Source organism: Arcicella lustrica (assembly GCF_034930985.1).
Lineage (GTDB): Bacteria > Bacteroidota > Bacteroidia > Cytophagales > Spirosomataceae > Arcicella > Arcicella lustrica.
Genome location: NZ_JAYGIM010000006.1, coordinates 1 through 25,620 on the forward strand (window position 1 = coordinate 1; position 25,620 = coordinate 25,620).

Annotated in this window: 20 protein-coding genes; 19 read left to right on the forward strand and 1 reads right to left on the reverse strand. The window is 36.5% G+C overall.

Going from position 1 to position 25,620, the window contains the following annotated elements:
• The first annotated feature begins 332 nt into the window (after positions 1-332).
• The 18 genes from VB798_RS07945 (at position 333) to VB798_RS08030 (ending at position 24,142) form a co-directional block, all read left to right on the forward strand.
• Complete coding sequence (locus VB798_RS07945) at positions 333-659, forward strand: ArsR/SmtB family transcription factor (protein WP_323257707.1); 327 nt, start codon at positions 333-335, stop codon at positions 657-659.
• 52 nt (positions 660-711) lie between these two features.
• Entirely contained in the window at positions 712-1,350 is a 639-nt protein-coding gene (locus VB798_RS07950) for a DUF1275 family protein (RefSeq protein WP_323257708.1), read from the forward strand.
• Between the two features lie 60 nt (positions 1,351-1,410).
• Positions 1,411-2,823: an MBL fold metallo-hydrolase gene (locus VB798_RS07955; RefSeq protein ID WP_323257710.1), complete on the forward strand. Its 1,413-nt coding sequence runs from the start codon at positions 1,411-1,413 to the stop codon at positions 2,821-2,823.
• Positions 2,824-2,841: 18 nt separating this feature from the next.
• Entirely contained in the window at positions 2,842-3,408 is a 567-nt protein-coding gene (locus VB798_RS07960; RefSeq protein ID WP_323257712.1) for a YeeE/YedE family protein, read from the forward strand.
• Between the two features lie 4 nt (positions 3,409-3,412).
• The gene (locus VB798_RS07965; RefSeq protein WP_323257714.1) at positions 3,413-3,901 is read left to right on the forward strand and encodes a DUF6691 family protein; all 489 of its coding nucleotides are present in this window, start codon (positions 3,413-3,415) and stop codon (positions 3,899-3,901) included.
• 152 nt (positions 3,902-4,053) lie between these two features.
• Positions 4,054-4,932 carry an AraC family transcriptional regulator gene (locus tag VB798_RS07970; protein ID WP_323257716.1) on the forward strand — a complete coding sequence of 293 codons (879 nt, stop codon included), beginning with the start codon at positions 4,054-4,056 and terminating at the stop codon, positions 4,930-4,932.
• Between the two features lie 136 nt (positions 4,933-5,068).
• Positions 5,069-5,977, forward strand: a complete 909-nt coding sequence (locus VB798_RS07975; RefSeq protein ID WP_323257719.1) for a helix-turn-helix domain-containing protein — start codon at positions 5,069-5,071, stop codon at positions 5,975-5,977.
• 131 nt (positions 5,978-6,108) lie between these two features.
• Entirely contained in the window at positions 6,109-8,955 is a 2,847-nt protein-coding gene (locus VB798_RS07980; protein WP_323257721.1) for a TonB-dependent receptor, read from the forward strand.
• Between the two features lie 73 nt (positions 8,956-9,028).
• Positions 9,029-10,213, forward strand: coding sequence for an MFS transporter (locus VB798_RS07985; protein WP_323257723.1), 1,185 nt, complete (start codon positions 9,029-9,031; stop codon positions 10,211-10,213).
• A gap of 217 nt (positions 10,214-10,430) precedes the next feature.
• Complete coding sequence (locus tag VB798_RS07990) at positions 10,431-12,749, forward strand: glycoside hydrolase family 3 protein (RefSeq protein ID WP_323257725.1); 2,319 nt, start codon at positions 10,431-10,433, stop codon at positions 12,747-12,749.
• A gap of 350 nt (positions 12,750-13,099) precedes the next feature.
• On the forward strand, positions 13,100-15,127 hold the full coding sequence (locus tag VB798_RS07995; RefSeq protein WP_323257727.1) for a glycoside hydrolase family 3 protein: 2,028 nt from the start codon (positions 13,100-13,102) through the stop codon (positions 15,125-15,127).
• Between the two features lie 187 nt (positions 15,128-15,314).
• On the forward strand, positions 15,315-16,739 hold the full coding sequence (locus tag VB798_RS08000) for a glycoside hydrolase family 1 protein (RefSeq protein ID WP_323257729.1): 1,425 nt from the start codon (positions 15,315-15,317) through the stop codon (positions 16,737-16,739).
• 92 nt (positions 16,740-16,831) lie between these two features.
• A complete protein-coding gene (locus VB798_RS08005) occupies positions 16,832-19,120 on the forward strand; it encodes an NADP-dependent malic enzyme (RefSeq protein WP_323257731.1) in 2,289 nt (762 codons plus the stop codon).
• A 227-nt stretch (positions 19,121-19,347) separates the two neighbouring features.
• Entirely contained in the window at positions 19,348-20,625 is a 1,278-nt protein-coding gene (hisD, locus tag VB798_RS08010) for a histidinol dehydrogenase (RefSeq protein ID WP_323257733.1), read from the forward strand.
• A 211-nt stretch (positions 20,626-20,836) separates the two neighbouring features.
• Complete coding sequence (locus VB798_RS08015; RefSeq protein WP_323257735.1) at positions 20,837-21,574, forward strand: SDR family NAD(P)-dependent oxidoreductase; 738 nt, start codon at positions 20,837-20,839, stop codon at positions 21,572-21,574.
• Positions 21,575-21,745: 171 nt separating this feature from the next.
• The gene (locus tag VB798_RS08020) at positions 21,746-22,042 is read left to right on the forward strand and encodes an antibiotic biosynthesis monooxygenase family protein (protein WP_323257737.1); all 297 of its coding nucleotides are present in this window, start codon (positions 21,746-21,748) and stop codon (positions 22,040-22,042) included.
• A gap of 169 nt (positions 22,043-22,211) precedes the next feature.
• Positions 22,212-23,375: an SMP-30/gluconolactonase/LRE family protein gene (locus VB798_RS08025; RefSeq protein WP_323257738.1), complete on the forward strand. Its 1,164-nt coding sequence runs from the start codon at positions 22,212-22,214 to the stop codon at positions 23,373-23,375.
• On the forward strand, positions 23,372-24,142 hold the full coding sequence (locus VB798_RS08030; RefSeq protein ID WP_323257740.1) for an SDR family NAD(P)-dependent oxidoreductase: 771 nt from the start codon (positions 23,372-23,374) through the stop codon (positions 24,140-24,142). Before VB798_RS08025 ends, VB798_RS08030 begins: the two co-directional genes overlap by 4 nt.
• Positions 24,143-24,144: 2 nt before the next feature.
• Here VB798_RS08030 and VB798_RS08035 read toward each other — a convergent pair whose 3' ends face one another.
• Positions 24,145-24,750: a Uma2 family endonuclease gene (locus VB798_RS08035; RefSeq protein ID WP_323257742.1), complete on the reverse strand. Its 606-nt coding sequence runs from the start codon at positions 24,748-24,750 to the stop codon at positions 24,145-24,147.
• 22 nt (positions 24,751-24,772) lie between these two features.
• Here VB798_RS08035 and VB798_RS08040 point away from each other — a divergent pair, with 22 nt between their 5' ends.
• Positions 24,773-25,540, forward strand: a complete 768-nt coding sequence (locus VB798_RS08040; protein WP_323257744.1) for an SDR family NAD(P)-dependent oxidoreductase — start codon at positions 24,773-24,775, stop codon at positions 25,538-25,540.
• Positions 25,541-25,620: the final 80 nt, after the last annotated feature.

The following is a 25,620-nucleotide window of genomic DNA, read 5'->3' on the forward strand; positions in this document are numbered from 1 at the left end:
ATATCCAAATGGATTGTTTAGACAAGAATCTCCTCTCATCACACAAATGCTAATTTCGGAATTTAATCTATTTGAACATGATTTTTAGTAAGACAAACATACGAGACAAGAAAAGTAAGGACTATACGATAATACATTGAAATTCTCTAAAACTCAATATTCCAAAGAAAAATTCCTAATAACTCATGTCTTTACCCGTTTTTTGTCGGACAAATTAGTTTATGTACAGTACTTTTTACTGATTATTACCAATTTTTAAGCTTGATAGAATTTTTCGTTAGTGTTATATGATAATATTATCATATATTTGTATTGTAATTAATCACAAAAAAATGGAAGTATTAGAAAATAGCCCCAAAGAGAGATTTCAGGTAAGCAAACAGAAAATGGAAAAAGCAGCTTACATCCTGAAAACGGTTGCACATCCTGTTCGTTTGGCGATTATTGATTTGTTGAGCCAAGAAGGACAAATGGGTGTAAATGATATTTGCAAAGTACTTGATTGCGAGCAATCCTTAGTTTCACATCATTTAATCAACATGAAATTAAGAGGTATTTTGAAATCACAGAAAGATGGTTTGAATGTGTATTACGAATTAAAAGAGAAGGAAATTATCAAGCTTTTAGCCTGCATAGAAAACTGCGATTGCAACATGTAGCTTTTTTTGCCTAATTACATGATAAAAACAACATATATTAATTTTTAATTAGATGATTACTCGAAAAACATATCTTTCTTCCTTTTCTTTTTCCTTTGTTTCGGGAGTCATCAATATTTTAGGAATCACCCTTTTAGGATTGGTTGTCACAAATGTAACGGGGCATTATAGTTCAAGTATTATATCAAGTGGAACAGTAACGTTGAAGGATATACTTCTTACTTGTTCTTATATTTTCATGTATTGGTTTGGTTCGTTTTGGGCTTCTTCTTGCTTTTATTATGGTAAAAGCACCGATAAAGCTTATGTAAAAGTCCTACCAATTTTATTGAATCTTGCTATTCTACTTTACGCTGTTTGGTCGCAACATTTGATTGTTTGGTTACTTTTTTTAGTGTCGAGTACGCAAAATGCTTTTGGGGCAAATCATAGTGAAAATCAAATAAGAGCTTCACAAATTACAGGCGTAGTTATGGCTTCAGGATTAGACATTGCCAAGTATTTTTTTGGAGATTTTTCAAGTACTTGTAAAAAGGATTTTTTAAAAGCCTTTGCTGTTAAAATGTTGAATATCACAGGATTTATTGTTGGAGGAATTACAGCCTTTTTCTATAGTTCAATCAATATTTTATGGTTGCCAATCGTATTTTATAGTATTGTTTCAATCCTTATTTTGAAGAAAAAATTGTAAGTATTTATTTAAAATCAATAGACTAAATCATTAAAACATTTCATTAACTTTTATCTTAAAATGATTGTAGAACAAATTTATACAGGGTGTTTAGCACAAGGTGCTTATTATATCCAATCAGAAGGAGAAGTAGCCATTATTGATCCACTTCGTGAAGTACAACCTTACATCGCTAAGGCTGCTAGAAATGGAGCGAAAATTAAATATATTTTTGAAACCCATTTTCATGCAGATTTTGTGTCGGGACATTTAGACTTATCTCGTCAAACAGGCGCACAAATTGTTTATGGTCCAAATGCTAATCCAAGTTTTGATTGTATTGTTGCAGAAGATAATCAAGTATTTCAAGTTGGTAAAGTAAGTATTAAAGTACTTCACACCCCAGGTCATACGATGGAATCTTCTTGTTATTTATTAATCGATGAAAATGGTCACGAACATTGTTTATTTTCAGGGGATACACTTTTTATTGGAGATGTTGGTCGTCCTGATTTAGCCCAAAAATTAGGAAGTATTACCACGAAAGATTTAGCTGGATTTTTGTACGATTCACTTAGAAACAAAATCATGACTTTGTCGGATGATTTAATTATTTATCCTGCGCATGGTGCTGGTTCGGCTTGTGGAAAAAACATGAGTAAAGAAACTTTTGATACTTTGGGAAATCAGAAAGCGACAAATTATGCCTTGAAAGAACAAACAAAAGAGGATTTTATTGCAGCCGTAACTGATGGACTTTTACCACCGCCTTATTATTTTCCAAAAAATGTGATGATGAACAAAACGGGCATAAAAACGATGGACGAGATTGTAAAAAGTGTTCAAGCTTTATCGCCAGAAGCTTTTGAAGTGGCTGCGAATGAAACGGGAGCAATTGTAATTGACACTCGCACAGCACAAGTATTTAAAGATGCTTTCATTCCGAATTCAATTAATATTGGTATTAAAGGCGATTTCGCACCTTGGATTGGAACGTTGATTACAGACATTGAACAAGAAATTCTTTTCGTGGCTGAAGAAGAAAACATTGATGAAGTAATTACTCGTTTATCACGTGTAGGTTACGACAATGTGATTGGCTATTTAGCAGGAGGAATAAACGCTTGGGTGGCAGCAGGAAAAGAAACCGATAGCATTGAATCAATTTCAGCGACAGAATTTGCTAAAAGATTTGAAGAAGCAGAAGGTAATCTAGTCGTAAAAGACGTTCGTAAGCAAACAGAATATACAGCCGAACATGTAGATGAAGCTATGAATATTCCTTTGGCAGTTTTGAGTGATAACATGGCGGAATTCTCTAAAACAGAAACTAATTATATTCACTGTGCAGGCGGTTATCGTTCGATGATGGCGAGTTCAATTTTGAAGGCTCGTGGCTTTGATAATGTTGTTGATGTGGCTGGTGGCTTCGCTGAAATTGCTAAAACCTCCGTACCAAAAACAGATTTTGTTTGTCCTTCTAAATTAAAATAATCTTAAAACAAAGATATAATGTTAGAATTAATTCGTCAACCTTGGCACTGGGCAGTGGCAGGAGTATTGATTGGACTGACGGTTCCAACTTTACTGATTATTGGAAATAAATCATTCGGGATTTCTTCGTCCCTTCGTCATATTTGTGCGGCTTGTTTTCCTGCCGATATTCCTTTTTTTAAATATAATTGGAAGAAGGAAATCTGGAATCTTTTCTTTGTTGCGGGTGTATTGATAGGTGGATTTATCGCCAATCAATTTTTGTCAAATCCCAATACAATTGTCATCAGCGAAAGTACAATTACTGATTTAAAAGCTTTAGGCATTACTGATTTTACGAATTTAATGCCTGCTGATTTATTCAGTGTCGAAAATATTTTCACGCTAAAAGGCTTGTTCTTTTTTGTAATCGGAGGTTTTATGGTAGGTTTTGGTACTCGTTATGCGGGTGGTTGTACATCAGGACATGCCATTATGGGCTTGTCAACTTTACAATTACCATCGTTAATCGCTACGATTTCCTTCATGGTTGGGGGCTTTTTGATGACTCAATTACTTTTACCTTTAATCTTTAAACTATTCTAAGAAAATGCAAAAGTCAGATGCTTTAATCAATGAAGAGTTTGTGTGTGATGCACCAAACGACCAAAAAAAGAAAGAACCTTTAGCAGGGAATTTTAAATATATGTTGATTGGGATAATTTTCGGAATCGTCTTTACTAAAGCTGAAATTATTTCATGGTTTAGAATTCAAGAAATGTTTCGCCTCCAATCATTTTTTATGTACGGAGTAATTGGTACGGCAGTTGTAGTGGGGATGACTTCAGTTTTCTTAATCAAGAAATTCAATATCAAAACCATTTCAGGTGAAAAAATCGTTTTTCATGACAAAGTATTCAACAAAGGACAAATCTATGGTGGTTTAATCTTTGGCTTGGGTTGGGCAATGACGGGCGCTTGTCCAGGTCCATTATTTGCTCAAATCGGAAATGGCTTTATCGTTGTAACCATTACTTTAGCAAGTGCCATCGCTGGTACTTGGATATACGGATATTTTAAAGATAAATTACCGAGTTAAGATTTTTTAGAGATTAAAGAAGCAAGAGACAAGAAGCAAGACTTAAGATTCAAGATACAAATTGTGTTGTTTCTAAGTCTTTTGTCTTTTCTCTTGCTTCTTTTGTCTAGGTCTTTTCTCTTGCTTCTTTAATCTTTTATCTCTTGTCTAACATGAAAAAACCAATTCCCATCATCACCATCGAGCAACTGAATTGTTGCGACAAACATATTCTGATGACTATGGACATCAGGCGTTTGGAAATTCATGCGAAGACTTTAACGCCTGCTGATTTTCCGCATCGTCATGATTTCTATAATTTGATTTATATAAAAAGTGGCTCAGGAACACATGACATTGATTTTAGACATTACGAAGTAGTGCCGAATCAGCTTTTTATGATGAACGAAGGACAAGTACACGAATGGGAATTGAGTGACGATATTGAAGGATACTCTTTCTTCTTTAGAAAAGAATTTTATGAAACAGATGAAAAAAGTCTTGCTTTGAATGCTTTACCTTTTTTTAATAACAGTCCAAATGATGAGCCAATGGTCATTTTTGATGAAGCTCAGGGCAAAGTAATCGTAAATCTTTTTGAGGAAATTATTCAGGAGTATTCTGCAAAACAATCAAATTATGAAGCTTATATCAAAACCATTTTAAAGCAAATTCTGATTCAGGCAGTGCGGGTTTATCAGCCAAATTATAAAGACGAAACCGCAACAGCGAGTATTTCTAAAATCAAAAACTTTGAAAATTTGATTGAAGAACAGCATAGAAATTATAAATCTGTGAAAGATTATGCCGACCAATTAAATATTACAGCTAATTATTTGAATGCCATTTGTAATAAAATTGTGGGAAGAACGGCTGGAGAACTGATTCGTGACCGCATCGTGCTGGAAGCAAAAAGGCTTTTGTTACATTCAAGCATGTCGATTTGCGAAATCGCTTATCATCTTGGTTATGAAGACTGTTCTTATTTTATCAGAGTTTTCAAAAAAGATGTTCACCAAACACCAGAGCAATTTAGGTTGTTGAATCGGTAATTGATTTCTTGTCTGAGGCATCAACATCATTCACAACTCATTCTTGACTATATAAATAATCTCAAAAATTATAGATAATTTTATATCATTGATACCCGTTTGTAGGAAATACAATCGTAAACAGTTGAAACATTCAATGGATAGACAAGAAAAAATACCTGTTCTTCGCCCTGAAGATTTAAATGATTTTCATTACAAGACCATTAAATGGCAACCCACCATTTCGCAAACCAAGCATAAGCATTATCATGTAAATCGTATTGAAGATTTTATTCATAAATTTTCATTTCCATTGCCACCGCACCGCAAAACGGTGCACGATATTATTTATTTAAAAAAAGGTACTTCCAGAAGAAGTAAAGGTTTGAATAAATACGATTTTCATGAATCTCAATTGTTTTTCTTGCCCGCTTTTCAAATTACAGAACACGAGGCGATGTCAGTGGATGTGGAAGGTTTTTTCTTACACTTTGATGAAAAGCTATTCCCTTTTTTACCTAAAAATTACCTCAACGATACTTTCCATTTTTTTCAACTTCAGTCTAGCCCCGTCATTTCTATCAGCGAAAAAGGGAGGATTTATATTGAGCAGATTTTAGAACGCTTACTTAATTTGTATGAAGATGAAGAAGAAATTAATTTGAATTTGGTGGCTACTTACCTTTTTGTGCTTTTTGAAGAAATCAAAAAAGAACTGCCAGCGGAGAAGAAAAAGACCAAAAATGCTTATTTTCAGATAACGGAGCAATTCAAAAATGCCTTATCACAACATATTTATCAAAAACAGAACGTGACTGATTATGCCCAAATTTTGAATATAAGTCCAAACTACCTAAATAAGTGCGTGAAAAATAGTACAAATCGTACAGCGCAAGATTTATTGAATGAAATGCTCACTTTAGAGGCAAAAACACTCCTGAAGTTCTCTAATCTACAAATTTCAGAAATCGCTGTGAAGCTTTTCGACCAAACTCCCAGTAATTTTTCTAGATTCTTCAAAAGTCAAACAGGCATCACTCCTAAGCAATATTTAGAAATGTATTGATTTTGAATGATATTAGGTTGTTTTTGAATCACATAATGATTGTTATATTATGAATTTTGTAATGTTTTTTATTGAAATATCACAAAACAATATACAAAGTTATGAGAATACATATCCTAATAAAAAAACTAATGTCATTCAGCGTAATGATATTTTTTAGTTTGTCTGTGATAGCACAGAACAACAAAGTAAGTGGCGAAGTAAAAGACATCAAAGGAAATCCTTTGGCTGGTGCTTCAGTTTTAGTAAAAGGACAAAACAAAGGAGCTTCAACAGACAAAAGCGGAATTTTCTCAATCGCAAACCTTGCGAACGGCAAGTATAATTTAGTCGTATCATTTATCGGATATAAAAATCAAGACATCACGATTACAGTTCCACAAACGACAAATCTTGTTGTTTCGCTTGAAGAAGATACAGAAGATTTAGAAGAAGTAGTGGTAACAGGTGTGTTCGACAAGCGAACTAAAATGGAATCATCAGTGGCGATTTCAACTTTGAATGCTAAACAAATGTCTTTACTTGCCCCAACTAGTGCGGCAGATTTATTAAGAAATGTTCCGGGAGTGTATGTCAACAATGCCCGTGGAGAAATTGCTAATTCAGTATATTCAAGAGGTATTTCGGCGGGTTCTATTGATAATGCATCGGGTTATTATTATGTTTCGATGCAAGAAGACGGTTTACCTTTAATGAATGTAAACTATGGAACTGATAATTATTTAAGAGCCGACATTACTACTGAACGTTTAGAAGCAGTAAGAGGTGGAACAGCTTCTATTTTAGGAGCAAACGCTCCGGGCGGTATTTTTAATTATGTTTCAAAAACTGGTGGGAGAACTTTTCAAGGAGAAATAAGAGCAAAAGTTGGTTTAGAAGGAAATGGCAAAAATCCTTTTTACAGAACAGATGCCAATTTTGGTGGTCCTTTAAACAAAGATGGTTCATTAACGTATAATATTGGTGGTTTTTATCGCCAGTCGGACGGAGCGAGATACCCTGGTTATGCCAGTAACAATGGTGGACAAGTAAAAGCGAATATTGTTAAAAACTATAGTACAGGTTCATTGAAAATCTATGCTAAATTATTAGACGACCGTAATGCGCAAGCAGAATTTATTCCAACACAAGGCTGGGCAGACCCTAAAATTGTATCTGGACTTTCTACGACGGATTCATATAATTTGCCAGCCTTTTCGATGCAAATTCCTATTAACAATACAGGAACAGCTACTTTCAATTCAAAAGATAAATATTATAACCGTGATAAAACGATTGGTTTGAATTGGACACAAGATTTAGGTTCGGGTTGGACTTTTAAAAATGATGGAAAATATTCTGCTAAAAAAGTAACCGGAAATGCGCCAGCAGTTGTAACTCCTTTTGCTACAGATGGCATCGTATTTTATGGTTTACCAAATTTGATTCAAACAGGACATTTAGGAACTTATACTTTTACAGACAAAGTAACAGGACAAACGTTAGGAACGGTTGGTGTGTTTCCAAACATTGTTGATGGACATTTCGCAGGATTTAATTTCGTGCCAGGAGCAAATAACAATTTTCCCGGAAGTAATATTCAGAAAAACTCATTGTTCTTTTTACCATTATTCTACCAAGACATTAGCATCAATGAATTTATGGATCAATTTTCTTTCTCTAAAAAGTTAGAAAAAATGAGCTTTAATTTCGGCGGATTTTATGCCAACTCAGATGTAAGTAGAGTAGGTGGGCAGGATGATTCGGGCGTTGGTGTGGGCACTTTACAAGACCAACCACATCTAGTGGATATTTCTTTAGTAGGCTTGGATGGACAGAAGTACCAAATTACCGACCCAAATGGTTTTATGGATTTGGGAAGAGGTGGTATCTCTACTTCAAAAGCTACCAAAAATCAGTTAGCCTTATTTTTAGGACATAACTGGTCGATTACACCAGCCTTGAACTTTGATTGGGGTTTACGTTATGAAAGAACCAATATTGCAGGAACGAATACGCCAGCAACCAGAAACCCAAGAGCCTATGACCCAACTTATGGAGGAACTGACGGAAACCCTTTGACTGTCTATGATAATGGTGGTGGAATTGCAGGAACGCCTTTGGCTTTTGATAAAACAATGAAAACTTTATCATTCTCGGCAGGTTTGAATTATCGTATGAGCGAAGAAATGGCGGTGTATATTCGTTATTCAAATGGTAATAAAACGCCTGATATTTCAAATTTCTTTTCAGCAACAGATGCAAATTTAATTGCTTCATTGAATACGGATGCTCAGAATATCCAACAATTAGAAGCGGCTTTGAAAGTAAAGAAAAATGATTTAACGCTGAATGTAACGCCATTTTTCAGTACATTAAGTAATGTTCCTAACTTACAATTTGCGTTTCAAGATGCTACGGGAAACAATTATAACCCAACGACACTTTATGCAAAGTACAGAACTTATGGAGTTGAATTTGAAGGAAATTATGTCTTTTCTGTCAATTTTAGCCTAAGAGCTCATGCTACGGTACAAAATTCAACAGCAGTAAGTTTCAAAACTTGGATTGCTAGTGGAAAAGGACGAGAATATGATGTCATCCAAGATTTCTCTGGAAACGAGACGGACAATAATGCCAAATTGATGTTTGGTATAGCTCCAACTTATACTTTGGGAAAATTCAATGCCATGTTAAATTATACTTATTTGGGTTCTCGTCAAGCGAATGTTCCTAATGCGTTTAAACTTCCAGCTTTCGGGCAAGCAGATTTAAGTTTGGGATATGCAGTATCGAACAATGTCCGTTTACAGGCAAACGTAAATAATATTTTAAATACTTATGGAGTAATGGGCTGGTCTGGTCCGGGTGGTTTCCCCGCAGCTTTGAATCGTCAGGGTTTTACTAAAGATTTTATTGCGGCTAATCCTACAGCTACTTATGCCACGCAAGGAAGTATGCCACGCTCGTATTTCTTAACGTTGAGTTACAAGTTTTAAATCATAGAAAATACTTTCAGCATTAAGCCAAACGCTGAAAGTATTTTCATTCGCTAATTAACAAGTATTGACAATGAACAAACTACTAACATACGAAAATAAATTACTGGCGCTGATGAGCGTTACTTTCGGATTGGTTTTTATGGATAGAATGGCGGTTGCGTACCTTTCGCCTTTTATCATCAAGGACCTTTCTTTGAATAATACGCAAATTGGTTTGCTAGTTTCTGGATTGTCCTTTACTTGGGCTTTTTCTGGTTATTTCTTAACGGCTTGGTCAGAAGCGAATAATAAGAAAAAAGTTGTTTTCGTATTGTCTGTCGTGGTGTTTTCATTGTGTTCCATCAGTTCTGGTTTGACAGCTTCTTTTGGTATTTTATTACTTACTCGCTTGCTGATGGGACTTTCGGAAGGACCAACTTTGCCTTTAATCCAGTCGTTTATCGCTAAAGAATCTTCAAAAGGTCGTTTGGGTTTCAACATGGGTTTTCTTCAAAGTTTTGGTTCAACACTCTTCGGTTTTTTGATTGCTCCAATACTTTTAGTGGCTTTGGCTGAAAACTTAGGTTGGCGTTCCACTTTCTTTATTGTGGGTATTCCGGGTTTGATTTTAGCTTTTATCAATTGGAATTTTGTAAAAAATAGTACAACAGAAAGTACACATACGCAAGAAGACCAAGGTTTGTCTTTCGGAGAAATCATGCAATTCAGGAATATCAAAGTAGCTGTTTTATTGAGTTGCTGTTTAATGGTTTGGATGAATTGTTGCATAGCATTTTTGCCAAAATTCATCGTAGAAGTACAAGGTTTACCAGAAGGTGAAGTTGGGAAAATCCTAGGTTTAATGGGGCTTTCTTCCCTTTTTTCAGGGATTATTGTACCTACTTTATCGGATAAATTCGGAAGAAAGCCATTGGTCATAATTTTTTGTTTGATAGGCATTTTTTATCCATTATCTATTATTCTTTTACAAAATTCATCTGTTCAGCTTCCTGCTATGTTTTTTACTTATTCTATGTTTGGGGCTGTTCCAGTGGTGTTTTCGGCAATACCTTCAGAAACGCTACCGATTAATTCAACAGGAAAAGGTATTGGTTTTATCGCTGGTGCAGGCGAATTTGTAGGTGGTGTTTTAGCTCCAGTGATTGCAGGAATTTTGGCAGATAAGTACGGAATGACTATGCCATTTTATGTTGCTGCGGTTGCCGCTGTGATTGCCTTTTTGGCTTCTTTCAGTTTTACGGAAACGAAGAAATAGTTTTAGACATGAGCCTTGAGCTATCAGCGATGAGATTGACGATTTTAATTTTTATCCAAATAATTGTATTTACCGAAGAAAAAAAGGAACTTATTGGTGCTATTTGCCCATTTGTCGAGTATTTCGGCTTAAATGAAGAATAGCGAATTCGAAAAAATATTTTAGAATTACATTCGGGTTCTTATTTTAATACTTAACATTATCCTAATTACTTACAATGAAAATATCTTTTTTTACTTCAGCTGTATTGCTTTGTGCTTCGATGTCGGTTGTTGCTCAAAAAAAATGGAGCGAAACCTCAAAAGGCACATTTAGCCTTATCCAAAATCAAGGAGGACAAACACTTGGTTATTCGCCCAATTCTGGTGTTAAAATATTAACAGTCAATGGATTGGCTTTCAAGGATTTAAATAAAAACGGAAAGCTTGATAAGTTTGAAGATTGGCGTTTGCCTTATGAAGAACGAGCAAAAGATTTAGCAACTAAACTCAGCATTGAAGAAATTGCAGGTTTGATGTTGTATTCGGCTCATCAATCCATTCCTGCACGTGCGGGTGGATATTTTGCGGGTACTTATAATGGAAAACCTTTTAAAGAAGGAGAGGTTAATCCAAGTGATTTAACAGATCAACAAAAGAAGTTTTTGAAAGATGATAATCTTCGTCACGTGTTGATTACGACAGTTCAAAGTCCAGAAATTGCAGCAGAATGGAATAATAAATTACAAGCATATTGCGAAAGTGTAGGAGCTGGAATTCCTGCCAATAACAGTACTGACCCACGTCACGGTACAAAGGCAAGAGCTGAATATGATGCAGCTTCAGGTGGAGAAATTTCGATGTGGCCAAGTTCATTAGGTTTAGCCGCTACTTTTGATGCTTCGGTCGTGCAAAAATTTGGTGAAGTAGCCGCCGCAGAGTACCGTGCTTTGGGTATCACTACGGCACTTTCGCCACAAGTAGATATTGCGACTGAACCACGTTGGGCAAGATTCAACGGTACTTTTGGCGAAAGTCCTTTATTATCAGCAGCGATGGCACAAGCTTATTGTGATGGTTTTCAAACTTCTTTAGGTAAAAATTCAAGCAACAGCGGTTGGGGTTTTGGTAGCGTAAATGCGATGGTGAAGCACTGGCCGGGCGGTGGTTCTGGTGAAGCTGGAAGAGATGCTCACTACGCAAATGGTAAGTATGCCGTTTATCCGGGCAATAATTTTGATGCTCACATGATTCCTTTTATCAATGGGGCTTTCAAATTAAAAGGTAAAACATTGATGGCTTCGGCTGTGATGCCTTATTATACGATTTCTTGGAATCAAGATAAAAAGAATGGTGAAAACGTTGCGAATAATTACAACAAGTATATCATCAGCGATTTATTAAGAACAAAGTATAAATACGATGGCGTTGTGTGTACTGACTGGTTAGTTACTGGCGACCACAAAGCAATGGATGTTTTTATTGATGGAAAATCTTGGGGAGTTGAAAGCCTTTCGCTTGCTGAACGTCACTACAAAATATTAATGGCTGGTGTTGACCAATTTGGTGGAAACAACGACGCTAAACCTGTGATTGACGCTTATCAAATGGGCGTAAAAGAACATGGAGAGGCAAAAATGAGAGCAAGAATGGAACAATCAGCCGTTCGTTTGTTGCGTAATATTTTTAGAGTAGGCGTTTTTGAAAATCCTTATTTGATTCCAGAAGAAACGAAAGCGATTGTCGGAAATCCTGAATTTATGAAAGCGGGTTATGAAACTCAATTGAAATCTGTGGTACTCTTGAAAAACCAAAGTCAAACTTTACCAATTACAACGAAAAAAACGGTGTATATACCTAAGCGTTATACGCCAGCAAGCCGTAATTTTTTAGGCATGGAAAGTCCCGCTTCGACGGATTATCCTGTAAGTTTAGACTTGGTGAAAAAGTATTTCAACGTAACTGATAATGCTGATGAAGCTGATTTTGCAGTAGTATTTATTCAAAATCCAACGGCAACGATGGGCTATGATAAAGAAGATTTGAAAAACGGAGGAAATGGATATATTCCAATCAGCTTGCAGTACAACGATTATACAGCTACGGAAGCACGTGAAAAAAGTATTGCTGGTGGCGACCCAATGGAAAACTTTACTAACCGTGGCTACAAAAATAAAACAGCTAAAACTGCCAATGTTACTGATGCACAATTGGTTGTAGAAACAAAGGCTAAAATGAAAAATAAGCCTGTGATTGTGTCGGTAAATACTTCAAATCCAATGGTTTTCTCTGAAATTGAACAATCTGCTACAGCTATTTTGGTGAACTTTGGCGTACAAGACCAAGCTCTTTTGGATATTATTTCAGGAAAATCAGAACCTTCGGCGCTTTTACCCATGCAAATGCCAGCCGATATGGCGACTGTTGAAAAACAAGCAGAAGATGTACCTTACGATATGAAACCACACAAAGATTCAGCAGGAAATTTGTATGATTTTGGTTTTGGCTTAAATTGGAAAGGTGTCATCAAAGACGCTAGAACGACTAGATTTAAGTAAATAAACATTAGGTTATAAAAATTTAAAACACTTGCGGAATAATTGGATTCCGCAAGTTGTCATTTCTTTTGTCCATCACAAGAGCATTATTGCTATTTAAGTATTTGTCAACTGTTTTCAAGTATCCTTTTTTGTCAATTTATTGAAAGACAAACGTTAATAACTTTTAGATAATAATAAATCTACGAAAGTATTTAATATGATTTTTTCGAGAAAAAATAAGTATAATCTTATTCTGTATGGCTTTGTGAAATAATCCTTTTTACTAATTAACCTTATTTTCAAGGTTTTAGATAATTAGAAAGATATTTCCAAAAAATCGATTGTTTTTAAAAAACCAATGTTAAGATATGAGAACTTGTTTAAGATTCGGCGCTATTTTATTACTCCAAGTATTGCTAACATTAAGTTTAAATGCTCAAAAATTAGTTCAGCCCACACTCGGAAAGCGTAATATTGCTACGCTGAAAGTGAAGAATTTTGAATTTAAAGATTTAAACAAAAATGGTAAATTAGACCATTACGAAGATTGGCGTTTACCGATTGATGTAAGAGTAAAGGATTTGGTGAACCAAATGACTTTAGAAGAGAAAATCGGCTTTATGATTATCAGTACTACTCGTTTGGCGGGCGATTACTCTTTTCAGCCGAATGCACCCAAAGCTGAAATTTCAAGTGGCTTCAACGAGGAAGATTTGATGCAACCCATCAATATGTTTACTCGTAAACCTTTGCCTGTTCCTACGATGTCGGCGGCTGGAACTACCAAAGGAATCATGAATTTTCAGTTGCGTCACTTTATTTTAAGAGCGAATACAAGTGCCAAAATTATGGCTGAGTGGTCGAATAATTTACAGGCTTTATGCGAAAGTTCACGTTTGGGAATTCCAGCTGTTATCGCTTCCAATCCAAGAAACCATGTTACTGTTGATGCTTCTATTGGCTTGAGTGTTGGTACAACGGTTTTCTCGAAATGGCCCGGAGAATTAGGTTTAGCCGCCATGCGTGATTTAAAACTTACTCGTGAATTTGCAGAAATTGCTGGGAAAGAGTGGTCGGCAGTTGGTTTACGCAAAGGCTATATGTACATGGCAGATTTATCGACCGAACCTCGTTGGCAAAGAATTGAAGGTACTTTTGGCGAAAATGCGGATTTAACTTCTGATATGATTCGTGAAATTGTTCTGGGTTTTCAAGGAGTAAAATTGGGCAAAAACTCAGTTGCAATGACGACCAAGCACTTTCCGGGTGGCGGGCCACAAGTAGGAGGGCAGGATTCGCACTTTGATTGGGGAAAAAATGCTCATTATCCGGGTGGAATGTTTGAATATCATTTGAAACCTTTCAAAGCGGCTATTGCGGCAGGTACTTCTTCTATCATGCCTTATTACTCTGCTCCAAAAGGCAAAGAATTTGAAGAAGTGGGTTTTTCATACAACAAAGCCATTATTCAAGATTTGCTAAGAAAACAATTGGGCTTTAAAGGAATTATCAATTCTGATACGGGGCCAATTGATATGATGCCTTGGGGTGTTGAGAATCTGACAATTTTGGAACGTTATCAAAAAGCGATTAATGCAGGAGTAGATATTTTTTCTGGAAGTGCTGACCCTTCGTTATTGTTAGAGACTGTGAAAAAAGGCTTGGTTTCGGAAGAAAGAATCAATGAATCAATTACTCGTTTACTTCGTGAAAAGTTTCAATTGGGGCTGTTTGAAAACCCTTATGTGGACGTAGAGGTGGCTGTAAAAACCGTTGGCAATGCTGATTTTCAGAAAAAAGGCGATTTAGCATTAAGAAAATCAATCGTTTTGTTGCGTAATGAGGACAAACTTTTGCCAATTGCTAAGAAATCGGCGAATCCAACGAAAGTATATTTTGAAACATATTATGATAATGGAAGAACCAAAAATCCTATAACTGTCAATAAACCCAATATCCAGAATGCTAATATTGAATTTGTAGGAAGTAAAGAAGAAGCGGATGTGGTGTTACTTTGGTTGATTCCGAATGGTGGAAGTTTGTTTAGTTCACAAGGCAAGCCTATTGAATTGAGTTTATCGAAAAATAAAATTGATGTTGCTCATGTCAACGAAATTATTCAAGCAAAACCAACGATTGTAGCCATCAATTTTACAAATCCATGGGTAATTGACGAAATAGGAGGGGGCAATCTGAAATCAGTTTTAGCCACTTTTGGCACAACAAGCGAAGCTTTGATTGACGTTGTGACTGGAGCTTTCAACCCAACAGGAAAAATGCCTTTTACAACACCTGTTTCTGAAAAAGTAGTTGCAGAAAATCAATCAGATGTACCGGGTTATTTGAAACCCAAAGGCTATGCTTTATTTAAGTTTGGCGAAGGAATTAGTTATTAATTGAAATAAAAAGGGACTCAAAACAAACCCGTTTTGAGTCCCAAAATATACAAATCTTTATTAAAAGTATTTAAAATTTTATCGTAAAAACGAAGTCAATTGTGAGTCTTTCAACAGATGTCATCTTGGCTTTGCCTTGTCCTTACTTAATCAATCACAATCAATTTTCAATTAAAAATTATCAATCATGAAGAACAAAAAACTCTTTTTATTGCTCTGTTTGGCAGTACATTTTGTGAATGCACAAAAGAAACAGCCCTTTTTATGGGGCGTTGCTACTGCCGCTTATCAAGTAGATGGCAATTATCAAGTAGATGGAAAAGGGGAATCTAAATGGGATTTTCTAACCAACAAAGTAGGCATTACACAATTTACGATTGGTGAAAAACAAACGGGAAATGTGGCAATTAATATGTACGACCGCACGCAGTATTTGAAAGATATTCAATTGATGAAAGAGTTGGGCGTAAATGCTTATCGGATGTCTTTGGATTGGTCACGTATTATTCCAGATGGAGTAGGAGCGGTAAATGAAAAGGCTTTGGCGCATTATGATTTACTTTTTGATGATTTACTTGCCGCTGGCATCGAACCTTTAGTGACGATTTATCACTTCGATTATCCTGCTGTTTTATTGCAAAAAGGTGGCTGGGGAAATCCTGAGATGGAAAATTGGTATTATAATTATGCTTCTGTGGTAATTAATCGCTTTGGAAAGAAAATTAAAAATTTCATTACTTTCAACGAACCTTATATTGAGTTTTTTCTGGTAGAAAATATGCTGAATGCTCAGAATAATAAATTGCCAGAAAAAGAATATTATATGAGCCAAATGCAAAAAGCACATCGCCAGTTGATTGCCAATGCCAGAGTGATAAAACTTTACCATGATTTAAAACTGAAAGGACAAATTGGGATTGTATTGAATGTAAATCCTGCTGCTCCGTGGGACGAGAAAAAAGTAGCCGACCAAAAAGCGGCTGATTTTCAGGATGTTCTGATAAATGGCTTGTTTTTAGATCCACTTTACAAAGGCAAATATCCCAAAATGGCATTAGATTCTTTGGCGAAGTATAATCCAACTTTCAAGCCAAGTACGGAAGATATGGCATTCATTGGAGCAAATAAACCTGATTTTTTAGGAATCAATTTTTACGCTCCAGCCATCGTAAAAGGCGAAGATTCTGCCATGTCATTGAAATGGTTGGACAATAATCCTGATGAAGTAAAATCAAATGTTGGGCCTGTCAGACCAGAGTATTTATACAAAATGTTAATGCGTTTAAAAAATGATTATGGCAATCCACAAGTAATTATTACAGAAAACGGGACTGGTTTTGTGTCAGAAGATGTGAAAATAAACGGAAAAATTAACGACCCATTGAGAACTGATTATATCAAACGCCATGTAGAATGGGCTTTGAAAGCTAAAAAAGAAGGCGTAAATCTCTTTGGCTACACCGTTTGGAGCGGCTGGGACAATTTTGAATGGGTTTCGGGTTATACTAAACGTTTGGGCTTGATTTACGTAGATTTCGCCACCCAAGAACGCACGCCAAAACAGAGCTTTTACGAGTATCAAAAAATAATTAAAGAAAATAGGAGCTTTTAGCTGTGAGCGATGAGCTTTGAGCTTTTTTCTACCATGATTAATTAAACTCAAGACACATAGCTCAAAGCTCACAGCTTATAAATTAAACTACAATGACCACCAACAAAACCCTAAAAGAAGAAGCCCTTCATTATCATGCCAAAGGTCGCCCCGGTAAAATTGAAGTAATTCCCTCTAAAGAAACAGCGACGCAAAGAGATTTAACCTTGGCATATTCGCCGGGCGTAGCCGAACCTTGTTTGGCAATTGCTGAAAATCCTGAAGACATTTATAAATACACCGCCAAAGGAAACTTGGTTGCCGTAATTTCAAACGGAACGGCGGTTTTAGGTTTAGGCGACATCGGTGCGGGAGCAAGTAAACCTGTGATGGAAGGCAAAGGCTTACTCTTTAAAATTTATGCTGATATTGACGTCTTTGATTTAGAAATCAATACCAAAAACGTAGATGAGTTTGTCAGAACCGTTAAATTATTAGAACCAACTTTCGGAGGCGTAAATTTAGAAGACATCTCAGCGCCAGAATGTTTTGAAATTGAAGAACGTCTAAAAGCGGAAATGGACATTCCTGTCATGCACGACGACCAACACGGCACGGCAATTATCTCAGCCGCCGCTTTGTTGAATGCTTTGGAATTGGTCGGAAAAGATATTGCCAAAGTAAAAATTATCGTTAACGGAGCGGGTGCATCGGCAAGTTCTTGTACAAAATTGTACGTCAGTTTGGGAGCGAGCAAAGAAAATATTTTGATGTTCGATTCAAAAGGATTGATTCATCCGAGTAGAACCAATTTAGACGGAAAGAAAAAAGAATTTGCTAACGGAAACTTTCCTGCTGAAATTACTCTAACAGAAGCTTTGGTTGGAGCAGACGTTTTTGTAGGCTTGTCGAAAGGCAATGTTTTGACACAAGAAATGATAAAACCGATGGCGAAAGACTGTATTGTCTTTGCAATGGCAAACCCAACGCCTGAAATTCCTTATCATGAAGCAATGGCTGCCCGTGAAGACATAATTTTTGCCACAGGTAGAAGTGATTATCCCAATCAAGTAAATAATGTATTGGGTTTTCCCTATATTTTTAGAGGTGCTTTAGATGTTCGTTCAAAAGTAATCAACGAAGAAATGAAATTGGCAGCCGTGAAAGCTTTGGCTGCTTTGGCGAAAAAGCCTGTTCCTGATATTGTAAATATGGCTTATGGCAAAGACAATTTGGTTTTTGGCAAAGAGTACATCATTCCTAAACCCGTTGACCCACGTTTATTAACGACGGTAGCCCCAGCCGTAGCAAAAGCGGCGATGGATTTGGGTGTGGCAAAATTCCCGATTACTGACTGGGACGCTTACGAAACACAATTATCAAAACGTTTGGGCTTGGATAATACTTTGACCAAAGTAATTATCAATAAAGCAAAGCAAAATCCGAAGCGAGTAGTGTTGGCTGATGCGGAAAATTTAGCTGTTTTAAAAGCAGCCCAACAAGTAAAAGAGGACGGAATTGCTACGCCAATTTTGTTGGGAAATGTTTCTAAAATCAAACAGTTGATTCAAGATAATTTGCTGAATTTAAGTGATGTAGCCATAATCGACCCGATGTTACCGCAAGATGAAGCCGAAAAAGCAAGACTTGAAAATTACGGAGAATTACTTTTTGCCAAACGTCAGCGAAAAGGTTTCAACAAAGCCGAAGCTTTTGATGCCATTCGTAGAAGAAATTACTTCGGTTCGATGATGGTAGAAGCTGGCGAAGCCGAAGCCATGATTGGCGGAACAACTCGGAATTATCCTGATACCATTCGACCAGCTTTGCAAGTGATTGGCAAACAAGCTGGCGTAAAAAAAGTATCAGGAATGTATATTTTAATGAGTCGTTTTGGTCCATTATTCTTGGCGGATACCACTGTGAATTTTAATCCGACAGCAGAAGAAATTGTAGAAATTGCAGAATTGGCGGCGAAAGAAGTGGAAAAATTCAACATTAAACCGAGAATCGCTTTACTAACTTATTCAAATTTTGGTAGTGCTGATGGCGAAGATGCTATTAAAATGCGAAAAGCCGTAGCCATGTTGAAAGCGAAACATCCAGAAATGATTGTTGATGGCGAAATGCAAGCACATTTACCTTTTGATACTGAATTGTTGAAAGAAAATCATCCTTTCTGTGATTTGGTCAATGGCGGAGCAAATATTTTACTTTTCCCAAATCTTTCTGCTTCTAACATTGCCTATAACTTAGTAAAAGAAGTGGCTGATATTGAGAAAATTGGTCCCGTTTTATTAGGACTCAAAAAGCCAGTTCATGTACTTCAACTGGGAAGTACAACTCGTGAAATTATGAATATGATTGCGATTTCGGTCGTAGACGCTCAAACGAACAAATAATCGTTTTGTGCAAGATAAAAAACCTAATGAATACAATTCTGTATAATTATTTTAGATTCATACAGAATTGTATTGATTTTGAACAATATTGGCTTCTTTTTGAATAACACTAAAATATAATTTAACCATAAATTTGTTGTATTAAAAATAGGAGGAAAGAAAAAGGTTTTTATTGAAGATTTATCCCTAAACAATCTGCTTTCAATCAATTTGAAAGAAATAATAGAATGATACAGCAAATTAAGAAAGGCATTACTTATGCCGAAAGTAAAGAAGCCGACTTAAAAGTACGTGCTTTGGTAGAATCCATGTTGGAAAATGTGGCTCAAAATGGCGATAAAGCCGTGAGAGAATATTCTAAAAAATTGGATAAATGGTCGCCCGAAAAATTCAGAATTAGTGCAGAAGAAGCTGAGGCTATTGTGGCGAGTTTACCCGAACAAGTAATTAATGACATCAAATTTGCTCAAACGCAAATCAGAAATTTTGCCCAAATTCAACGTGAAGCCATCAAGGATGTTGAAGTAGAAACCTTGCCAGGGGTTTTCTTGGGACACAAAAATATTCCTGTAAATTCAGTAGGTTGTTATGTGCCAGGTGGTCGTTACCCTATGGTTGCGTCGGCACACATGAGCGTCCTGACGGCAAAAGTCGCAGGCGTAAAAAGAGTAATTGCTTGTACACCACCCATCAACGGCGAAATTCCGAAAGCAACTATTGCCGCAATGTATTTGGCTGGTGCTGATGAAATGTATTTATTGGGCGGTGTTCAGGCAATTGCGATGATGGCTTTGGGAACTGAAACCGTTGCTTCAGTAGATATGCTGGTTGGTCCGGGAAATGCTTATGTTGCCGAAGCGAAGCGACAATTATTCGGAAAAGTAGGAATTGATTTATTCGCTGGTCCGACAGAAACTTTAGTAATTGCCGACGATACTTGTGACGTAGAAATGTGTGCTACTGACCTTTTAGGACAAGCAGAACATGGCCCAACTTCACCAGCTGTACTTTTAACTACCAGTAAAACAATTGCTTATGGTATTGAAGAGGAAATCCAGAGACAACTAAAAGTATTGCCAACGGCTGATATTGCGAGTGTTTCTTGGAGAGATTACGGACAAGTAATTTTAGTAGATACCGTAGAAGAATTAATTGCAGAAGCCGACCGCATCGCCAGCGAACACGTACAAGTAATGACGGAAAACCCTCGTGAGTTCTTGGAAAAAATGACCAATTATGGTGGTTTGTTTTTAGGAGCAAGAACCAACGTAGCTTTTGGCGATAAAGTAATCGGTACAAACCATACTTTACCAACGAAAGAGGCAGCTCGTTATACAGGCGGTCTGTGGGTTGGAAAATTCTTGAAAACTTGTACTTATCAAGAAATTAAAACGGATGAAGCCAGTGCTTTAATTGGCGAATACTGCTCAAGATTATGTGCGATTGAAAACTTTGCAGGACACCAAGAACAAGCCGATTTAAGAGTAAGAAGATATGGGAAATGATTTCGAGATCGGATTTCGGATGTTGAAATTTAGTCTGTTGGCAATCTTATAAATGACACAGAGGAACACAGAGAATACAAAGAGCTTCACAGAGAAATATTGAAAAGATACTCTGTGAAACTCAATAAAAGCTCTGTTAAACTCTGTGAAAAAAACGTCCAGCAATCAGATGATAGTGTATTAACAAGATTAACAATCATTACATATTTCAATGACAAATAATAAAACAGTTTTAGTAACAGGTGGAGCAGGAGGTATTGGTTCGGCAATTTGTAGAAAATTTGCTGAGGCTGGTTACGCTGTTATTATTACTTATAACGGAAATCTTGAAAAGGCTGAAAAGCTTTGTAATTCGCTGGTAGGAGTGGGACATTCCGTTTTTCATGCTCCTGTGAATGATGCAAAGCGTTTGTCGGAATTGTCTTCTTTCATTAAAAGTGAGTATGGAAAATTAGACGTTTTGGTGAACAATGCAGGTATTACAACACCCGTAGCACACGATGATTTAGACGGTTTGACGGATGAATGGATTGACCGAATTTTCGAAACCAATGTACGTGGTACTTTCGCTATGATTCGAGCTTGCAAAGCTTTGTTATTGAAAAGTAAAGAAGCTTTGGTGGTGAATATTTCTTCGGTAGCTGCGATTTCAGGAATTGGAAGTAATGTTGCTTATTGTGCCTCCAAAGCGGCGATTGATAGCATTACTCGTTCTTTGGCTCGGGCTTTAGCACCCAACATTCGAGTTGTTTCGGTTTCTCCGGGTTGGGTTTTGGGCGAATACACCAAAAATATCGACCCTCAATATTTACAAACTCAAATCGACAAAACGCCTTTAGGTCGCTTGGCGATTGCTGAAGATGTGGCCAATACGATTTTTGTTTTAACAACGCATCTTACTTTTACTACGGGAAGTATAATTCCTGTAGATGGAGGAAGGCTTTTGTAATGATGAGTTATGAAATATGAATTATGAGTTTAGAAATTATCAATTTGGAATTACAATTTTTGGTTTAAAGTTAAGAATATAATTCAAATAAATATTTTTGTAAATAGTGGTAATTAATTAGTTAAAATCATAGTCGCCAATCACTATTTACCAATCACTCTTATTTAGAATATGATTTTAGAACTCGCAACAATTGATATTAAGGCTGATAACAATGCTGAATTTGAAGCAAATTTAGCCAAAGCAATACAAGTAATTAGTCAGTCGAAAGGTTTTCAAAAGATTGATGTTCAACATTGTATCGAACAGCACAATCGTTATACGTTAATGATTTATTGGCAAACGCTTGAAGACCATACCGTTGGTTTTAGAACTTCAGAATTATTCACAGAATGGCGTGCTTTGATTGGTCCATTCTTTGAAAATCCGCCTTTTGTACAACATTTTTCAATCAAAAATATAGGATAATAGTAGGTTAATAGTGTGAAATGCTGTTGGAGATAATTCTGACAGCATTTTTTTGTGTCTTCAATTTTTTCAAGTCAATTTTTCTGAAATCCTTAATCTAGGCAAATTCGAAACAAGTTGAATATAGAAATGTACTAAAAAATCTTAAATTAGTTAAAATGTATTGTTATTGAATACTATTGGCTTTATTTTGATTAACAAAAATTATTATCCTAACGTAGTTTTGTTGTATAAATTATTAGAATATTTATTAATGTATATTCAACATAGAAATATAAATCCGATTAAAAACTGGAAGGTTAACCGTGAAGAGATTCAATTTCTTGGACATGACCTTCAACGTCCAGAATGTATTCTGACCGAACCAAACGGTACTATTTGGACGGCAGATGCCAGAGGCGGAGTAATGAAAATAAATCCTGACGGAAGTCAGAAATTGATTACGCCATTTAAAGAATCTGATGATTTGACAACTTTTAAAAAGTTGTCAAATCAAACAAATCCAATATCGGAAATCCCAAATCTACAATCCTACAACAGTCGTTATGTGCAGGCTCAAGGTTCATTACCAAACGGTTTGTGTTTTGATGTTAAAGGTAATTTTATCATTGCCAATTGGGGAACTGACCACATCGAAATGATGACACCAGAAGGCAAGCTGACGACATTGGTAACGGAGATTGAAGGAAAAGCTTTGGGAAAAGCCAATTTCCCACTCAGAGATTCAAAAGGAAGAATTTGGTTTACAGTAACCACTCGTACAAATCCGTGGACTGAACAATTAAATAGCAGAGCAACAGATGGTTATATAGCTTTGATAGACGAAAAAGGTGTAAGAATTGTTGCCGAAGGTTTTTGTGGAACAAACGAAATCCGTTTTGATGATACCGAAGAATGGTTGTATGTGGTAGAAAGTACGGCACACCAAATTTCAAGATTAAGAGTGAAAGAAAATGGGGATTTGTACGGAAGAGAAGTATATGCCCGGTTGAGCGGTTTCCCAGATGGTTTTGCTTTTGATACTTATGGAAATCTTTGGACAACCTTGATTTTTACAGACCAATTAGCGGCGATTACACCCGAAGGTGAAGAATTGATTTTGTTGGACGACAGCAATCCAGCTACTAAAAAACTTCTTTTTGAACATTACGAAAACAGAACTTTGACGGGAGAAATATTGGCTTCGGTACAAGGGACACTCTGTCCGTGGATGGCGAGTTTAAGTTTTGGAGGAAAAGATATGAAAACGGTGTATTTAGGAAGTTTGCGAGGAACAAGAGTACCTTATTTCCAAAGTCCAGTTGCAGGACAAAAAATGATTCACTGGCGATGAAAGATTTATTTGATTTAAAAGGAAAAGTAGCCCTTGTCACAGGTTCGAGCAGTGGCATGGGCAGAGCCATTGCCGAACTCTTGGGTTTACATGGGGCTACTGTTATCATTTCGAGCAACGACAAAAAGGCTTGCGAAGATACTTGTGAGGATTTTTTACAAAGAAATATTAGAGCAATCGCTATTCCATGCGATGTTGCAGTGAAAGCAGAAATAGATTTCCTTTTTGAAGAAACAATACTAAAGTTTAGCAAAATTGATATTTTGGTGAGTTGTGTAGGCGTAGCATTGGCAGGGTCTTTTTTAGAAATGAGTGCAGACATTTTTGAAAAAACCATGCAAATCAACTTACAAAGTACCATTTATCTAAGTAAGTTGGTGATTGCTCAGATGCAACAACGCAAAGAAGGTTCAATCATTTTTCTGGCAAGTATTGCGGGTGTTCGAGGTAATAAATCTTTGGGAATGTATGGCATTTCAAAAGCAGGATTGGCTCAATTGGCTCGTAATCTTGCCGTAGAATTTGGTCCTGACAACATCAGAGTAAATGCCATTTCGCCGGGGGTGATTGATACTACTTTTGCCAAACCACTGACTTCCAATAATGAAGTGATGGAAAGAAGAGTATTACTTACTCCCTTACGAAGGATTGGAAAAGTAGAAGAAGTAGCAGGCGTTGCACTTCTTCTGGCTTCAAAAGCGGGTGGATTTATAACGGGTCAGAATATTATTGTGGATGGAGGAACAACGATTAGCGATGGAAACTAAGACTAAACATTGCTAAAAATTTCGTTCAAATCCACAAAAAGATTGGGGAAAATGACGCTTTCAAAAGTATCATCACTGGCATAAATCGAAGCGGGACTGTACAGGCCATTTTCTAATAAATGGAATTGAAAAGCAGTTTCGTGTTCAGGGTCTATAATCCAGTACTCTCTGATGCCATTTTCTTCATAAAGAGCCTTTTTTAGTTTCATTTCTTTAGAAGAATTGCCGGGAGAAAGAATTTCAATGACCAAATCAGGTGAACCCAAACAACCTTTATCATCCAATTTTTCAAGGTCGCAAATGATACAAATATCAGGTTGTACCACGGTCAATACATCTTTGTTTGCCAATTCTGATTTTTGTTTATCGTACAAACGAACATCAAAAGGGGCGGCGTAGAATTGACAAGCATGGCTTTTGAAATGTGTATAAAAAAGCCCGTTGAGTTCTCTCGAAATCGCTTGATGTTTTCTGCTTGGAGCAGACATTGGTAAAATTTTACCTTTTATCAATTCAACAGCTTGTTCAAACCGCCAACTTAAATAGTCGGCATACGAGTAAATACCATTAACAGTATCTAAATCAGAGTAGTTTAATACGGCTTCCATAACATCATTTTTGACAAAAATAATGAAAAAATTTCAAAATAAAGTATGCTTGGTTACTGGGGCTTCTTCGGGTATTGGTAAAGCAACGGCTGTGGCTTTTGCTGAATCAGGGGCAAAAGTGATTGTATCGGATGTCAACGAAACGGCAGGTATAGCTACTGTTTCTGAACTTGTAGCACTGGGAGCGGAAGCCATTTTTGTAAAATGTAATATCGCAGAAAGAGCAGAAGTACAAAGCCTTATCAATCAGTCAATTGAAAAGTTTGGTCGGATTGATTGTGCTGTACTTTCAGCAGGAATTGCTGGACGACTTTCCTTGCCAACGCACGAATATCCCGAAGATGAATGGTTGAATCAAATCCATGTAAACCTTATTGGTACGTGGTATTGTATCAAATTTTTATTAGAAGAGATGCTAAAACAAGGTGGCGGAAATATTGTTTCGATTGCCTCGGCAGCAGGTTTACGTGGTCAGCCAAACAATTCTCCTTATGCTACTTCTAAGCATGGAGTAGTGGGTTTAGTAAAAACGGCAGCGATCGAATATGCTACCAAAAACATCAGAATCAACGCTATTTGTCCAACTGCCATCGAAACGCCGATGATTATGGAAGGTAGAAGGAAGTTGGCTTATAACCCCGAAGCCTTGGAAGCAGCCAAAAATTACCAAGCAATGAAACGCATGGGACAGCCTTCGGAAGTAGCAGATGTGGCAATGTGGCTGTGTTCAGACGAAGCCAGCTTTATGACGGGTCACGCTTTGCCTGTTGATGGTGGTGCTTTTGCATAAAATGATTGATTTTGAATGTGATTAGCCTGTTTTTGATTCATAAATGTAAGCTATCATTAAGTAATTTTAACAAATAATAT

Bases quoted from the DNA above. Each gene is read 5' to 3' on its own strand.
- VB798_RS07945 (WP_323257707.1), top strand. From the start codon at position 333: ATGGAAGTATTAGAAAATAGCCCCAAAGAGAGATTTCAGGTAAGCAAA.
- VB798_RS07985 (WP_323257723.1), top strand. From the start codon at position 9,029: ATGAACAAACTACTAACATACGAAAATAAATTACTGGCGCTGATGAGC.
- VB798_RS07950 (WP_323257708.1), top strand. From the start codon at position 712: ATGATTACTCGAAAAACATATCTTTCTTCCTTTTCTTTTTCCTTTGTT.
- VB798_RS08005 (WP_323257731.1), top strand. From the start codon at position 16,832: ATGACCACCAACAAAACCCTAAAAGAAGAAGCCCTTCATTATCATGCC.
- VB798_RS07960 (WP_323257712.1), top strand. From the start codon at position 2,842: ATGTTAGAATTAATTCGTCAACCTTGGCACTGGGCAGTGGCAGGAGTA.
- VB798_RS08035 (WP_323257742.1), bottom strand. From the start codon at position 24,750: ATGGAAGCCGTATTAAACTACTCTGATTTAGATACTGTTAATGGTATT.
- VB798_RS08000 (WP_323257729.1), top strand. From the start codon at position 15,315: ATGAAGAACAAAAAACTCTTTTTATTGCTCTGTTTGGCAGTACATTTT.
- VB798_RS08015 (WP_323257735.1), top strand. From the start codon at position 20,837: ATGACAAATAATAAAACAGTTTTAGTAACAGGTGGAGCAGGAGGTATT.
- VB798_RS08020 (WP_323257737.1), top strand. From the start codon at position 21,746: ATGATTTTAGAACTCGCAACAATTGATATTAAGGCTGATAACAATGCT.
- VB798_RS07990 (WP_323257725.1), top strand. From the start codon at position 10,431: ATGAAAATATCTTTTTTTACTTCAGCTGTATTGCTTTGTGCTTCGATG.
- VB798_RS07970 (WP_323257716.1), top strand. From the start codon at position 4,054: ATGAAAAAACCAATTCCCATCATCACCATCGAGCAACTGAATTGTTGC.
- hisD (WP_323257733.1), top strand. From the start codon at position 19,348: ATGATACAGCAAATTAAGAAAGGCATTACTTATGCCGAAAGTAAAGAA.
- VB798_RS07975 (WP_323257719.1), top strand. From the start codon at position 5,069: ATGGATAGACAAGAAAAAATACCTGTTCTTCGCCCTGAAGATTTAAAT.
- VB798_RS07995 (WP_323257727.1), top strand. From the start codon at position 13,100: ATGAGAACTTGTTTAAGATTCGGCGCTATTTTATTACTCCAAGTATTG.
- VB798_RS08040 (WP_323257744.1), top strand. From the start codon at position 24,773: ATGAAAAAATTTCAAAATAAAGTATGCTTGGTTACTGGGGCTTCTTCG.
- VB798_RS08030 (WP_323257740.1), top strand. From the start codon at position 23,372: ATGAAAGATTTATTTGATTTAAAAGGAAAAGTAGCCCTTGTCACAGGT.
- VB798_RS07965 (WP_323257714.1), top strand. From the start codon at position 3,413: ATGCAAAAGTCAGATGCTTTAATCAATGAAGAGTTTGTGTGTGATGCA.
- VB798_RS07955 (WP_323257710.1), top strand. From the start codon at position 1,411: ATGATTGTAGAACAAATTTATACAGGGTGTTTAGCACAAGGTGCTTAT.
- VB798_RS07980 (WP_323257721.1), top strand. From the start codon at position 6,109: ATGTCATTCAGCGTAATGATATTTTTTAGTTTGTCTGTGATAGCACAG.